Below are 13,425 nucleotides of genomic sequence, written 5' to 3' on the forward strand. Positions count from 1 at the left end.
GACGATGATCTGGTGACCGTCGTCGCAGACAAGCCGGGAAACAAGCGGAAGGGCCGGCCCGCGGGCCGCGTCGGCTCCGTGCGCAGCGGGATGACCGCGTGGCTGGGCCGGCCGCTGGCCGACTTCCACCTCCTGCTCGCGATCTTCGGCATGCTCACCGTGCTCGGCCTGGTGATGGTGCTGTCGGCGTCGGCGCCGGGCCAGGTCGCCTCCGGTGTGTCCGCGTACAGCGTGTTCCAGAAGCAGCTGATCTACGTCTGCGTCGGCTCGGTGCTGTTCTGGCTGGTGCTGCGGTTCCCGCTGCGGCGGCTGCGGCACCTGTCGACGGCCGCGATGGGCATCGGCGTGCTGCTGCTGGCGCTGGTGCTGACGCCGCTCGGCGACGTCCGCGGTGGCGCCCGGTCGTGGTTCACCGTAGGGCCGATCTCGTTCCAGCCCATCGAGGCCGTGAAGCTCGCGCTGGCGCTGTGGGGCGCGCACGTCCTGGTCACCAAGCGGGCGCTGCTGTCGCAGTACCGGCACCTGCTGGTGCCCGTCGTCCCCGTCGCGATGCTGGTGTTCGCACTGGTCATGCTGCAACCCGACCTCGGCGGCACCATCACGCTCGGCGTGGTGCTGATCAGCCTGCTGTGGTTCGTCGGCGCCCCGATGAGGTTGTTCGGCGTGATCGCCGGTGGCGCGGTGGTGGGTGCCGTCGTGCTCGCTATCGGTGCCGCGTACCGCCTGCAGCGCGTGACGACGTTCCTCAACCCCGACGCCGACCCGCTGGGCGCGGGTCTGCAGGCGCGGCAGGCGATGTTCGCGCTCGCCGAGGGCGGCCTGTTCGGCAAGGGGCTCGCGCGGGGCAGCTCGCAGTGGCGGTACCTGCCCAACGTCGAGTCGGACTTCATCTTCGCCGTCATCGGCGAGGAGCTCGGGTTCGTCGGCTGCGGCCTGGTGCTGGCGCTGTTCGGCGGGCTCGCGTGGGTGGGCCTGCGGATCGCCGCGCGCAACACCGACCCGTGGATCCGGATCGTGGCCGCGACGCTGACGGTGTGGCTCGTCGCGCAGGCCGCGATCAACATCGGCTACGTCGTGCGGCTGCTGCCCGTCACGGGCATCACGCTGCCGATGATCTCCTCCGGCGGCACGTCGATCGTCACGACCATGGTGGTGTTCGGCATCCTCGCGAACTGCGCCCGGCACGAGCCCGAGGCCGTGTCGGCGCTGCGGTCGCTCGGCCCCGGCCGCGTCGGCGGGCTGCTGCGGCTGCCCGCGCCCGAGGCGTACCGGCCGCCGCCCAAGCGCAAGCCCGTCCGCCCCTCCACGCCGCCCCGCGCACCGGGACGCAGCCGGACGCAGCAACTCCCGGTGGTCGACGAACGTCGTGTGGCCGGGAGGTCCGCTCCGCCCTCGGAGTACCGTCGCCGCGAAACGCGGCGGGTGAACCAGGGCCGCTCCGAGCAAGGCAGGTCGACCCGCGGTCGCGGGCGGTACAACTGAGTCGAATTTCCTGAGTTCAACACAACCGGAGGCAAGTCTTGACCGGGCACCCCGCCCCCAGTGGTCCGTGCGTCGTGGTCGCCGGCGGTGGCACCGCCGGACACATCGAGCCGGCACTGGCGCTGGCCGACGCGGTCATGCGGCTGCGGCCGGACGCGCGCGTCGTCGCGCTCGGCACCGAGCGCGGCCTCGAGAGCAAGATCGTTCCGGCCCGCGGGTACCCGCTGGAGCTGATCCCGCCGGTGCCGATGCCCCGCAAGCCCACGCTGGACCTGCTGAAGCTGCCGCTGAACGTGCGCGGTGCCGTGAAGCAGACGCGTGAGGTGCTGGAGCGCGTCGGCGCCGACGTCGTCGTCGGTTTCGGCGGCTACGTGGCGCTGCCCGCGTACCTGGCCGCACGGGGCCGCGTGCCGATCGTCGTGCACGAGGCGAACGCGAAGGCCGGTCTCGCGAACAAGGTCGGCGCCAGGTTCGCCGAGCACGTCGCGGCGGCGGTGCCGGACTCCGGCCTGGCCGACGCGCAGATCATCGGCATCCCGCTGCGCCAGTCGATCACGACGCTGAACCGCGCCGCGCTGCGCGACGAGGCCCGCCGCTTCTTCGGCCTCGACCCGCACGCGCCGACGCTGCTGGTGTTCGGCGGTTCGCAGGGCGCGCGCTCGATCAACGAGGCCGTGGCGCCCGTGGCGGCCGAGTTCGCCCGTGCCGGCGTCGGCGTGCTGCACGCGTACGGACCGAAGAACACCGTTGCGGTGCAACAGGTTCCCGGCCGGCCGCCGTACGTTCCGGTGCCGTACCTGGAGCGCATGGACCTCGCGTACGCCGCCGCGGACGCCGTGCTGTGCCGTTCCGGCGCGATGACCGTCGCCGAGGTGTCGGCCGTCGGTCTGCCCGCGGTGTTCGTGCCGCTGCCCATCGGCAACGGTGAGCAGGCCCTGAACGCCGGTCCCGTCGTCGCCGCCGGTGGTGGCCTGCTGGTGCCGGACGAGGAGCTGACGCCCGAGAAGGTCGCGTCGCTCGTCGTCCCGCTGGTGGCCGACCGCGACCGGCTGGCCCGGATGTCCGCCGCGACGCTCGGCACCGGCCGTCGCGAGGCGGACGAGGTCCTCGCCCGCACAGTGCTGGATGTGATCAAGAAGTGAGCCTCGAACGCGTGCACCTCGTCGGCATCGGTGGTGCCGGCATGAGCGGTATCGCCCGCATCCTGCTGGCCCGCGGCGTGCAGGTGTCCGGATCGGACGCCAAGGACTCGCGGACCGTGCTGGCCCTGCGCGCCCAGGGCGCGCGGATCGCCGTCGGCCACGACGCGGCGAACCTCGACCAGCTCGTCGGCGGTCCGACCGAGGTCGTGGTGTCGACCGCGATCAAGGACACGAACCCGGAGTACTCGGCGGCGCGCGAGCGAGGCATCACGGTGCTGCGCCGCGCCGAAGCGCTTGCCGCGCTGATGGAAGACCACCGGGTCGTGTGCGTCGCCGGAACCCACGGCAAGACGTCGACGACGTCGATGCTGACCGTGGCGTTGCAGCACTGCCGGCTCGACCCGTCGTTCGCGATCGGCGGCGACCTCAACGAGTCCGGCGCCAACGCCCACCAGGGCACCGGTGGCGTGTTCGTCGCGGAGGCCGACGAGTCCGACGGCTCGTTCCTGTACTTCTCGCCGTCGGTCGCCGTCGTGACGAACGTCGAGGCGGACCACCTCGACCACCACGGCACCGTCGAGGCCTACACGGCCGTGTTCGACTCGTTCCTGGAGCGGATCCAACCCGGTGGCGTTCTGGTGTCCTGTGCGGACGATCCCGGTGCCGTCCGGCTGGCCGCCGAGGCCCGTGCGCGCGGGATCCGCGTGCGCGAGTACGGACGTTCGGCCACCGACGCGCGTCTGGTCGACTACAAGCCGCTCGAGTCCGGTGGCCTCGCGTCGGTCGAGGTCGACGGCGTCGCGCTCGAGGTCCGGGTCGCGGTGCCGGGCGAGCACATGGCGCTGAACGCCGTGGCCGCCCTGCTGGCCGGACTGGAGCTCGGCGCGGACCAGGCGGGCTTGCTCGGAGGCCTCGCGGCGTTCGGTGGCGTGCGGCGGCGGTTCGAGTTCAAGGGCCGTGGCGGTGGCGTGTCGGTGTACGACGACTACGCACACCACCCGACCGAGGTCGACGCGCAGCTGCGCGCCGCCCGTCCGGTCGCCGGTGCCGGCCGCGTCGTCGTGGTGTTCCAGCCGCACCTGTACTCCCGGACCCGCACGTTCGCGACCGAGTTCGCCGCCGCGCTGTCGCTCGCGGACGAGGTCGTCGTGCTGGACGTGTACGGCGCCCGCGAGGAGCCGGAGCCGGGCGTGACGGGTGCGCTGGTCGCCGACCAGGTCACGGCTTCGGTGCACTACGAGCCGTCGTTCGACCGCGTGCCGCCGCTGGTGGCCTCGCTGGTGCGCGAGGGCGACCTGGTGGTGACGATGGGCGCGGGCGACGTGACGATGCTCGGCCCCGAGATCGTCACCGCGCTGGCCGGCGAAGAGCAGGCATGAGCGCCCCGGTTCGTGGCAGGTCCACGCGAGCTCGTCCCGCGAACCGGAGACCGAAGAGCGCCGAGTACCGGGCGCGGCGCAGGGTCATCCTGCGCCGCCGCCTGGTGGCGCTGCTGACGCTGGTGTCCGTCATCGCGTTGGTGTACTGCGTTTTCTTCACGCCGTTGCTGGGCGTCTCGCAGGTGCAGGTGCGGGGCAACTCGGTGCTCACCGAGGAAGAGGTCCGCGACATCGCGGCGATCGAACCGGGCTCACCGCTGGTGCGCCTGGACCTCCAGGGCATCCACGACCGCGTCGCCGCCATCCCGCGCGTCGCCGCGGTGGAGGTCGAACGCCAGCTCCCCGGCACGGTCCGGCTGCTGCTCACCGAACGCAGCCCGGTCGGCTCGGTGAAGATGCCCGACGGCTTCCACCTCGTGGACTCGACGGGCAAGGACTACGCGATCGTGCCGGCGGCCGCTCCGGGCGTTCCCGAACTGGTGCTGACGCTGCCGTCGTCCTCGGACCCGGCCACGCGCGCCGTGGTCGGGGTGCTGAACGAGCTGCCGGAGAAGCTGCGGCCCGACGTGGTGTCGGTGTCGGCCACCACCGGTGCCGACGTGAGGCTGACGCTGACCGGCGACCGCGTGGTGAAGTGGGGCAGCTCCGAGCTCACCCCGCGCAAGGCGGCCGTGCTGCTCGTGCTGCTCTCGAAGCCGGGCACGACCTACGACGTGTCGTCGCCGGACCTGGCCACGGTTTCGTAGTCCACCAGTTGTGTTGTCAGGCCCGGCGAACGACAGATCGCCGGGCCTGACCCGTGTCCTACGGGCGCGGCGTCCGCGGCCTCGACGGCGTCGGGAACCGGCGCGGGCGGCGGTACTTCGACCAGGGGTTCGGTGGGGAGCACACGGGGTTGTCCCGGGGTTCGCCGCTAGCCGATCGGCCTCAGCCGCGTCAGCGCGGCTCGGACGACCAGGCTGCCGAGCCTGCTCGTGACGAGTTCCACCACGATCGCTTCCAAGACGAGCGAACGCACGGACGCGGGTGCGGGTGCCAAGACGTGCCTCCTGGTGATGACGACTACCGTGCTCATCGGAGAGCCACCGGCGGTATTAGCCGCAGGGATCGTTGTCACCCGAAGGAAGTACTCAAGGCAGCGTGGTGGTCCCTGTCCGCCGCTGAGCTGTGGGTGCCGGCTCCGCGGTGTGTCATTTCGAGGTACCTGCCGGGCGGAATCCGTCTCGGGAAAACGGGTGGAAGCGGCCAAAGCATGGGCGAGACGATCTCCGGTGAGAGGTCCGACTAGGCTTGGGGTGCGCCGTGCTCGTCATCGTGCGTACTGCTTGACGGCACGACCGGGGAGTAGTAGCGCACAGTGTTGGGACTCTGCGGCGTGGCTGCTGGACCGACGCACCGCCGGTGCTTACCGTCCAGCAGGAACATACGGGGTTGACATAACTCTGGACCTCGACGAGGTCGGGAGCGGCAATCCGGGTGGATCACACCCAGCACCACAGCGCGGACCACGATCAGGAAGGCGGATCCGATGACGCCCCCGCACAACTACCTCGCGGTGATAAAGGTCGTCGGCATCGGTGGTGGCGGCGTCAACGCCGTCAACCGCATGATCGAGGTCGGGCTCAAGGGCGTCGAGTTCATCGCGGTGAACACCGACGCGCAGGCCCTGCTGATGTCCGATGCCGACGTCAAGCTCGACATCGGCCGTGAGCTCACGCGCGGCCTCGGTGCCGGCGCGAACCCGGAGGTCGGCCACAAGGCCGCCGAGGACCACCGGGAGGAGATCGAGGAGGTCCTCAAGGGGGCCGACATGGTCTTCGTGACCGCCGGCGAGGGCGGCGGCACGGGCACCGGCGGCGCGCCGGTGGTGGCCTCGATCGCCCGCAAGCTCGGCGCACTGACCATCGGTGTCGTGACGCGCCCGTTCTCCTTCGAGGGCAAGCGCCGCGCCAAGCAGGCCGAGGACGGCATCCAGGCCCTGCGCAACGAGTGCGACACGCTCATCGTCATCCCGAACGACCGGCTCCTGCAGCTGGGCGACATCGGTGTCAGCCTCATGGACGCCTTCCGCTCCGCGGACGAGGTGCTCCTCTCCGGTGTCCAGGGCATCACGGACCTGATCACGACCCCCGGTCTGATCAACCTCGACTTCGCCGACGTCAAGTCGGTCATGTCCGGTGCCGGCTCGGCGTTGATGGGCATCGGCTCGGCCCGCGGCGAGGGCAGAGCCGTCCAGGCCGCGCAGAAGGCGATCAACTCGCCGCTGCTGGAGGCCTCGATGGAGGGCGCGCACGGCGTGCTGCTGTCGATCGCCGGTGGCTCCGACCTGGGTCTCTTCGAGATCAACGAGTCCGCTTCGCTCGTGCAGGAAGCGGCGCACCCCGACGCGAACATCATCTTCGGTACGGTCATCGACGACTCGCTCGGCGACGAGGTCCGGGTCACGGTGATCGCGGCCGGGTTCGACGGCGGGGGACCGACGCACAAGAAGCTGGAGCCGACGGCGTTGTCCTCGCCGCCCAGGACCGCTTCCGGGCCGATCGCGTCCGCTTCCGCCACGCCCGCGCCCGTGCAGCAGCCGGTGGCTCCGCCTCCGGTGCAGGCTCCGCCCGTCCAGGCCCAGCCGGTGCAGGCCCAGCCCGTGCAGCCCCAGCCCGTGCAGGCCCAGCCGGTGCACGTTCAGCCCGCTCCGGTTCAGCCGGCTGAGGTCCGGTCGGTTCAGCCGCCCACCTCGGTGCCGCCGCAGCCGTCGCATTCGCAGGGGAACGGGTACGCGCCTTCCGTGCCTCGGTCGCTGGCCCAGAACGGGTCGATTCCCTCCCGTCCCGTGCCGGTCACCGACGACCCGGACGACGAGGTCGACGTTCCGCCGTTCATGCGGCGGTGAGGATCGTCGGCTGATCTTGTCGGACCCCCTGAGTAGCGTTTGGGCTCAGGGGGTCTTCCTTTCGGGGACGCCTGCGGCAGCTTGCTCTGGGGCGGGCTTGTGCCGCCTGTGGGTGGGGGCCGGTTGGGTGGAGAGCCGGTCGGTGGGCGTCGGTCAGCGTCGTTGGCTGGGTGCCTGTGGATGGGTGCCTGTTGGCGGCTGCCTGTGGGTGAGTCTCTGTGGGCGGGCGCGGCTGTTGCGTTGGTCGCCTCCCTGGTTCGTTGGCGGCTGGCGCGTTTGTTGTTCGTAGGTGGTTGGGGTGCGTGCGGTGACGTTGCGGTTGCGAGCACTGCACGGGGCTCTGCCCCGGACCCGCCAATCTGATCGAAAACCGGGCCGGCGCCGTTCGCGGGTTGATGGCACGCCTGGTGCTTTGGGCGGCTGCCGGTTGCTTTGAGGGTGGCGTTGCCCCACCCGGTTCGTGTGCGAAAAGCCAAGAGCAAAAGCGACTCGCCGTCGGCTTCGCGGAAGCGAGTGGCTCACCCCGCCGACGCCCCGCCCGCTCTCCCCTCGCCCCGGCCGTCACCTCGTCGCGCCCGCACCCGCGCCTTCGCCGACGCCGTGATCTCCCCCTACGACGCCCTACCGTCCTTCTCGCCTCCCCTTCCCCTCGCCATCGGCCTCGCGGTCCGGCAACGGGCGTGCGAACTAGGGTGTAGGCGTGCGCATTCGTCGTGTTGTCACCACCCGCGCCGGTGGGGTTTCCAAGGGGCCGTACGAGTCGTTCAACCTCGGCGATCACGTCGGGGACGACGGGGAGGCGGTCGAGGCCAACCGGGCTCGTCTTGCTGCGGGGATCGGGTTGACGCCCGAGCGGCTGGTCTGGATGGAGCAGGTGCACGGGCGGACCGTCGCCACGGTGGACGGGCCTGTGGCCGGGGCGCTGGAGGCCACTGATGCTGTTGTGACGAAACGGGCTGGTCTGGGGCTTGTCGTGTTGACGGCTGACTGCGTGCCCGTGTTGCTCGGGGATCAGGAGGCCGGGGTTGTCGGGGCGGTGCACGCCGGGCGTGTCGGGGCTCGGGTCGGGGTGGTGGTCGAGGCGCTCAAGGCGATGATGGCGCTCGGGGCGGAGCTGGAGCGCATCGAGGTTCTGCTCGGGCCCGCTGTGTGCGGTGAGTGCTACGAGGTGCCCGCCGAGATGCAGAAGGACGTCGAGAAGCACCTGCCCGGTAGCGCGTCGAAGTCGCGGAAGGGCACGCCTGCGCTGGACCTGAAGGCCGGGTTGTGGAACCAGCTCGCCAGTGCCGGGGTCGGGAAGATCGGGGTCGACCCGCGGTGCACGTTCGAGGAGAAGGACCTCTTCAGCCATCGGCGGCAGGCGCCCACGGGGCGGCTTGCGTCCGTGATTTGGATTGAGCCGTGAACCGCGCCGAGGAGTTGCGGCAGAACCTCGCGGAGGTCGAGGAACGGATCGCCGAAGCGTGTGAGGCGGCGGGGCGTGAGCGAAGTGAAGTGATGTTGCTCGCGGTGACGAAAACCTGGCCGGCGAGCGATGTCGAGATCCTTTACGAGCTCGGGTTGCGGAACTTCGCGGAGAACCGGGATCAGGAAGCGAGTGCCAAGGTCGCCCAATTGAGACATCTCGAAGGCGCGAGATGGCACATGGTCGGGCGATTGCAGCGCAACAAAGCGAAGTCCGTCGTCGGGTGGGCCGATCAGGTCGACTCGGTCGACAGCGTCCGGCTGGCCGAGGCGCTGGCCAAGGCGGCGCGGGCCCGCGGGCGGACGTTGGACGTGTTGCTGCAGGTCAGCATCGACGGCGATACGTCGCGCGGGGGAGTGGCGCTGGGCGATGTGGCGGAACTCGCTGGCGTGATCGCTCGTTCGGGTGATCTTATTCTGCGAGGTGCGATGACTGTCGCGCCTTTGACGATGGATGCTTCGCAGGCGTTTCAAGCGTTGGCTTCGGTGGTATCTGGGCTACGTGATGATCATCCCACTGCCACCGGTGTGTCAGCGGGAATGAGTGGTGACCTGGAAGATGCCATCTCGCACGGATCGACCTGTGTGCGTGTCGGAACGGCGTTGCTCGGCAGCCGGCGACTAACCTCGCCATAGGTTGTCGGGAACCTCGGGACCGTCCGCACCGTCCCCTAAGAGTGGGGCACCGCCGAGGAGGGGCTGGAATGAGCGCTTTGCACAAGCTGAAGGCCTACTTCGGGATGGTCCCCGCCGAGTACGCAGACGACCCCGGCTACGACGACGACCGGGGTCGCTACGGCGACTACCGGTCCGAGTACGCGGCCGAGGCCGACGACTACGACCCCTACCCGCGGCGCAGTCGCGTGTTCACGCCGGGCCGGTCGGAGCTCCAGGGCTCCGGGTACCGGCCCGACATCGACGAGCCGGACGACTACGAGCCGGAGTCGCGGCGCGGGGGCACCCCCTCGAGCACGCGTCGCTGGAGCGCCGATGCACCCGTGCACGGCGCACTCGCGGTCGAGCCGCAGCGTGAACCCGTGAGCAGGCTGCGTCCTGTCGCCGCTGAACCGGCAGGCAACCCGATGGCGCGCATCACCACGCTTCACCCCCGTAACTACAGCGAGGCGCGCACGATCGGGGAGCACTACCGCGACGGCACCCCGGTGATCTTGAACCTGACCGACATGGACGACGCGGACGCGAAGCGCCTCGTCGACTTCTCGGCCGGACTCGCGTTCGCTCTGCGCGGGTCGATGGACAAGATCACCAGCAGGGTGTTCCTTCTCTCACCGCCGAACGTTGACGTCACGGCGGAGGACCGGAGGAAGCTGGCCGAGGGCGGGTTCGGCAACCACGGTTAGAGTTGACCCGTGGACCCGATCCGTCTCGTCATCTTCTACGTCCTCTTCGCGTTCTCGCTGTTCCTGACCGCGCGTGTCGTGGTCGAGATGGTGCGGACGTTCGCGAGGGAGTGGCGCCCAGCGGGCGGCGTAGCCGTGACGCTGGAGACCGTCTACACGGTCACCGACCCACCGGTTCGTGCACTCCGTCGGGTGATCCCGACTGTGCGGATCGGGGGCGTCGGGCTGGACCTATCGATTATTGTGCTGTGGCTGGTCGTTATCATTCTGATGCGATTCGCAGATCCCAGGTGACGGGGAACCGTGGGATGACCGCAGCCCAGGAGTGCGAGAGGTGATCCGATGCCGTTGACCCCCGCTGACGTGCACAATGTTGCATTCAGCAAGCCACCGATTGGCAAGCGGGGCTACAACGAGGACGAGGTTGATGCGTTCCTCGACCTGGTTGAGGGCGAGCTGGCCCGCTTGATCGAGGAGAACAACGACCTCCGTCAGCAGGTCGAGCAGCTCGACCAGCAGCTCGAGACCGCGCGTGCAGACCTCGACGACGCACGCGCCAAGGCTTCCTCCGGCCCCATGACGAGCCGCATGCCGGTGGAGGAGCCGCGCCGCCTGGCGCCGGTCCCGCCGCCCACGGTGATGGAGCAGACGTCCCCCGGTGGTGGCGGAGACCACCACGTGCAGGCCGCGAAGGTCCTGGGTCTCGCCCAGGAGATGGCGGACCGGCTGACGGGCGAGGCGAAGGCCGAAGCGGACGGCATGCTGTCCGAGGCCCGCACGAAGTCCGAGCAGTTGTTGTCCGAGGCTCGCGCCAAGGCCGACACGATGGTCAACGAGGCGCGCACGCGTGCCGAGACCATGCTGAACGACGCGCGCACGCGTTCGGAGACGCTGGAGCGGCAGGCCCGTGAGAAGGCCACCGCGCTGGACCGCGACGCGCAGCGCAAGCACGCCGAGGTGATGGGGAACATCACCCAGGAGAAGAACACGCTCGAGAAGCAGATCGACAAGCTGCAGACGTTCGAGCGCGAGTACCGCACGCGACTGAAGACCATGCTCGAGTCGTCCCTGCGCGACCTCCAGGACCGCGGCCCGGCCGCTCCGTCCGAGGGCCGTTCCCAGGGCTACTCGTTCGGCGCACGCGCCGAAGCGGGCTGAACTACTGTTCGCTAGGTGCTCTTCGTAGTTCTGCTTCTGGTGTTGGCTGCCCTCGGGCTGCTCGTACCTGCGCTGACCACGTCCGACAACATCTGGGCGTGGTCGTCCGTGGGAGCGAGCGTGCTCGCCGCCCTGGTCCTCGCTTGGGACTGGTGGCGGCGGCGTCCGGGGGACCCCGCGGCCGACGCGCAGAGTGTAGATCAACTCGCTGCAGAAGATGATCAACGGGTGGTCGAGCCGGCGGTAGCCGACACGCCGCCCGCGGACGAGGAACCACCGGAAGAGGACACCGACGCGGCGGACCTGCTCGTCGTGGCCGATCTGGTGGACGAGGTCCGGGTGCTGGACGAACGGCCCCGGTACCACCTGAGCTCGTGTTCCTGGCTCGCCGGGAGGCCCACCGTGGGCCTCCCGGTGCAGGAGGCACGGCAACTGCAGTTCACCCCGTGTGCCCTGTGCAGTCCCGATTCGACGCTGGTGTCGCGCCATCGCGCCCGGCCGCGGGACGCGTCCTCCTGATCGCCGCCGGCATCCGGCCGCGGTGACGGCCAGGGCTTTCTTCTTCCTCGTGCCGCTGTGGCACCTCCTTGTCCCACGTAAGTGGGACGCTGTCCCATATAGTAACGGGACAGCGTCCCACTTACGTGAGGAGAGATCGTGGCGGTGACGTACGTACTTGTCCACGGGGCATGGCACAGCGGTCAGTCCTGGGCACGGGTCGTGCCGAGGCTGGGAGCGAGCGGGAGCAGGGTGTTCGCCCCGACGCTCACCGGTTACGGGGAGACCCGGCACCTGCTGAGCCCGGACGTCGGCCTCGGCACGCACATCGCCGACGTCGTCGGGCTGCTGGTCGACGAGGACCTGACCGACGTCGTCCTGGTCGGGCACAGCTACGCGGGCATGGTGATCTCCGGCGTGGCCAACGAGGTGCCGGAACGGATCGCGCGCCTCGTCTACCTCGACGCCATGGTGCCCACCGACGGCGAGAGCGCGCTCGACGTCCTGCCGATCATCCGCGACATGATCGGCAGCGACTGGCGGGTGCCCCCGCCGCCCGCGCCCTTCGGGTTGTTCGGCCTCACCGACGACGCCGACATCGCGTGGCTGAACACCATGGTCTCCGACCAGTCCGCGCTGTGCCTGCGGGAACCGGTCGCCATGGACGCGCCCGCCCTGGCCGCGATCCCGCGCACGCACGTCCACTGCACGGTGACGCCCCCCGGCGTCGAACTCCGTCCGGTCCCCGCCGTGCAGCCGAACGGCGACCCCGCCGACGTGCGGGAGCTCGCGACGGGCCACGACTGCATGATCACCATGCCCGCCGAACTGGCAGGGATGCTGCTCGACATCGGATCTCAGGCCTCGGCGCGGGCGTCCGCCCCGGCGGGTGCCGGTCGTTAGGATCAAGGCTGTGAGCGACGCCCCCGGCACCGCGGGATCCCCGCAGCGACGCGCCGACGCGCGCCGCAACGCCGGGAGCGTGCTCGAGGCCGCGGCCGCCGTGTTCGTCACCTCGGGCGTCAACGCGTCGATCCGCGAGATCGCCGCCCGCGCCGGTGTGGGGACCGCGACCATCTACCGCCACTACCCGACGCGGGCCGACCTGATCGTGGCCGTCTACCGCTCGCAGGTGGAAGCGCTCTCCGAGGCAGGCCCCGCCCTGCTCGCCGCCGAGGCGAGCCCCCACCGGGCCCTGACGAGGTGGATCGACCAGTTCGTCGGCTTCGTCGTCACCAAGCAGGGGCTCGCGTCGGTCCTGCAGTCCGGCGAGGCCTGCTACGACCCGCTGCACGACTACTTCCTCGAACACCTCGTCCCCGTCTGCACGCGGTTGCTGGAGGCGGCCGCCGCGGCGGGGGAGATCGTGCCCGGCCAGGACCCGAACGAGCTGATGCGCGCGGTGGGGAGCATCTGCGCCGGCGCGAATGCGGCCAAGGGCGTGCGTTACGACGTGCGGCACCTCGTGCGGTTGCTGATCAACGGGTTGAGGCCCGGCCTCGGCGACTGATCGCGCCCGGTGGCCTGGCTCCTCAGCGGTCCAGGAACAGCAACATGATCAGCAGGGCCAGCAGCGCCAGGTCCACGACCACGCCCGTCGGCTTCGAGTCGTACCTCAGCCGCGTGATCGTGGCGCCGGCCATCAGCAGCCCGAGCCCGACGGCGGCCGCGTGCGCCACCCACTCCCACGTGACCAGGCCGACCACCAGGCCCGCGGCGCCCGCCCACTCCAGCGCGCCGATCGTGCGCCACAGCGCCGGGTTCATCCGGAAGTGGTCGCGGGCCTCGAGTGACGCCTTCGCGCCGAACAGCTTGCCCGCGCCCGTCGCCACGAACAGCAGGGCCAGCGCGATCGACAACGCGATGGTCAACGTCATCGGGCGAGCATACGGTTTGCGCCTCCGGTTACCCTGTAACTCACAGGCACCGATCCGGCCATCACCGGGGAGCCTCCGGAAGAACGGACGCGCGAGCGTCTCAGTAGAACCGGACGGGACCGGCCCGTCACAGCCGAAGAACGAGAGGCTCACCGCGAGGTGGGCAAGCGGGGTGGT

At 70.3% G+C, this 13,425-nt stretch carries 15 protein-coding genes; 13 read left to right on the forward strand and 2 right to left on the reverse strand.

All coding sequences use genetic code 11. The annotated features are described in order from the left end of the window. The first annotated feature begins 12 nt into the window (after positions 1 to 12). From ftsW to V1227_RS36450, 4 genes are read left to right on the forward strand one after another with little or no spacing between them, the layout of a single operon-like run. Positions 13 to 1,482: a putative lipid II flippase FtsW gene (ftsW, locus tag V1227_RS36435; RefSeq protein WP_442916409.1), complete on the forward strand. Its 1,470-nt coding sequence runs from the start codon at positions 13 to 15 to the stop codon at positions 1,480 to 1,482. Between the two features lie 38 nt (positions 1,483 to 1,520). Then, positions 1,521 to 2,624, forward strand: coding sequence for an undecaprenyldiphospho-muramoylpentapeptide beta-N-acetylglucosaminyltransferase (murG, locus tag V1227_RS36440; protein ID WP_329789686.1), 1,104 nt, complete (start codon positions 1,521 to 1,523; stop codon positions 2,622 to 2,624). Next, a complete protein-coding gene (murC, locus tag V1227_RS36445) occupies positions 2,621 to 4,003 on the forward strand; it encodes a UDP-N-acetylmuramate--L-alanine ligase (protein ID WP_329789687.1) in 1,383 nt (460 codons plus the stop codon). Before murG ends, murC begins: the two co-directional genes overlap by 4 nt. Next, positions 4,000 to 4,749 carry a cell division protein FtsQ/DivIB gene (locus V1227_RS36450; RefSeq protein WP_329789688.1) on the forward strand — a complete coding sequence of 250 codons (750 nt, stop codon included), beginning with the start codon at positions 4,000 to 4,002 and terminating at the stop codon, positions 4,747 to 4,749. Before murC ends, V1227_RS36450 begins: the two co-directional genes overlap by 4 nt. 167 nt (positions 4,750 to 4,916) lie before the next feature. On the opposite strand, the gene V1227_RS36455 is transcribed toward V1227_RS36450, so the two are convergent. After that, the gene (locus V1227_RS36455; protein ID WP_329789689.1) at positions 4,917 to 5,078 is read right to left on the reverse strand and encodes a hypothetical protein; all 162 of its coding nucleotides are present in this window, start codon (positions 5,076 to 5,078) and stop codon (positions 4,917 to 4,919) included. Between the two features lie 453 nt (positions 5,079 to 5,531). Here V1227_RS36455 and ftsZ point away from each other — a divergent pair, with 453 nt between their 5' ends. From ftsZ to V1227_RS36500, 9 genes are all read left to right on the forward strand, one after another. Next, positions 5,532 to 6,890, forward strand: a complete 1,359-nt coding sequence (ftsZ, locus tag V1227_RS36460) for a cell division protein FtsZ (protein ID WP_329789690.1) — start codon at positions 5,532 to 5,534, stop codon at positions 6,888 to 6,890. A gap of 700 nt (positions 6,891 to 7,590) precedes the next feature. Beyond that, positions 7,591 to 8,295: a peptidoglycan editing factor PgeF gene (pgeF, locus tag V1227_RS36465; RefSeq protein WP_329789691.1), complete on the forward strand. Its 705-nt coding sequence runs from the start codon at positions 7,591 to 7,593 to the stop codon at positions 8,293 to 8,295. Beyond that, a complete protein-coding gene (locus V1227_RS36470) occupies positions 8,292 to 8,990 on the forward strand; it encodes a YggS family pyridoxal phosphate-dependent enzyme (protein ID WP_329789692.1) in 699 nt (232 codons plus the stop codon). Before pgeF ends, V1227_RS36470 begins: the two co-directional genes overlap by 4 nt. Positions 8,991 to 9,058: 68 nt before the next feature. After that, entirely contained in the window at positions 9,059 to 9,715 is a 657-nt protein-coding gene (gene sepF, locus V1227_RS36475) for a cell division protein SepF (protein ID WP_329789693.1), read from the forward strand. An 18-nt stretch (positions 9,716 to 9,733) separates the two neighbouring features. After that, complete coding sequence (locus V1227_RS36480) at positions 9,734 to 10,009, forward strand: YggT family protein (protein ID WP_089950699.1); 276 nt, start codon at positions 9,734 to 9,736, stop codon at positions 10,007 to 10,009. A gap of 48 nt (positions 10,010 to 10,057) precedes the next feature. After that, positions 10,058 to 10,873 (forward strand): DivIVA-like cell division protein Wag31, encoded by an 816-nt coding sequence (gene wag31 / locus V1227_RS36485; RefSeq protein ID WP_089917266.1) that lies wholly within the window; start codon positions 10,058 to 10,060, stop codon positions 10,871 to 10,873. A 15-nt stretch (positions 10,874 to 10,888) separates the two neighbouring features. Beyond that, a complete protein-coding gene (locus tag V1227_RS36490) occupies positions 10,889 to 11,392 on the forward strand; it encodes a hypothetical protein (protein ID WP_329789694.1) in 504 nt (167 codons plus the stop codon). A 138-nt stretch (positions 11,393 to 11,530) separates the two neighbouring features. After that, positions 11,531 to 12,274, forward strand: a complete 744-nt coding sequence (locus V1227_RS36495) for an alpha/beta fold hydrolase (protein ID WP_329789695.1) — start codon at positions 11,531 to 11,533, stop codon at positions 12,272 to 12,274. Positions 12,275 to 12,284: 10 nt separating this feature from the next. Then, the gene (locus V1227_RS36500) at positions 12,285 to 12,881 is read left to right on the forward strand and encodes a TetR/AcrR family transcriptional regulator (RefSeq protein ID WP_329789696.1); all 597 of its coding nucleotides are present in this window, start codon (positions 12,285 to 12,287) and stop codon (positions 12,879 to 12,881) included. A gap of 22 nt (positions 12,882 to 12,903) precedes the next feature. Here V1227_RS36500 and V1227_RS36505 read toward each other — a convergent pair whose 3' ends face one another. Continuing rightward, positions 12,904 to 13,248, reverse strand: a complete 345-nt coding sequence (locus tag V1227_RS36505) for a DoxX family protein (RefSeq protein WP_329789697.1) — start codon at positions 13,246 to 13,248, stop codon at positions 12,904 to 12,906. Positions 13,249 to 13,425: the final 177 nt, after the last annotated feature.

Source organism: Lentzea sp. DG1S-22 (assembly GCF_036321065.1).
GTDB lineage: Bacteria > Actinomycetota > Actinomycetes > Mycobacteriales > Pseudonocardiaceae > Lentzea > Lentzea jiangxiensis.

What these genes read in the sequence shown, in the direction of transcription:
- V1227_RS36450 (WP_329789688.1), top strand. Translation starts at nt 4,000, where the DNA reads ATGAGCGCCCCGGTTCGTGGCAGGTCCACGCGAGCTCGTCCCGCGAAC.
- V1227_RS36455 (WP_329789689.1), bottom strand. Translation starts at nt 5,078, where the DNA reads ATGAGCACGGTAGTCGTCATCACCAGGAGGCACGTCTTGGCACCCGCA.
- ftsZ (WP_329789690.1), top strand. Translation starts at nt 5,532, where the DNA reads ATGACGCCCCCGCACAACTACCTCGCGGTGATAAAGGTCGTCGGCATC.
- sepF (WP_329789693.1), top strand. Translation starts at nt 9,059, where the DNA reads ATGAGCGCTTTGCACAAGCTGAAGGCCTACTTCGGGATGGTCCCCGCC.
- wag31 (WP_089917266.1), top strand. Translation starts at nt 10,058, where the DNA reads ATGCCGTTGACCCCCGCTGACGTGCACAATGTTGCATTCAGCAAGCCA.
- V1227_RS36505 (WP_329789697.1), bottom strand. Translation starts at nt 13,248, where the DNA reads ATGACGTTGACCATCGCGTTGTCGATCGCGCTGGCCCTGCTGTTCGTG.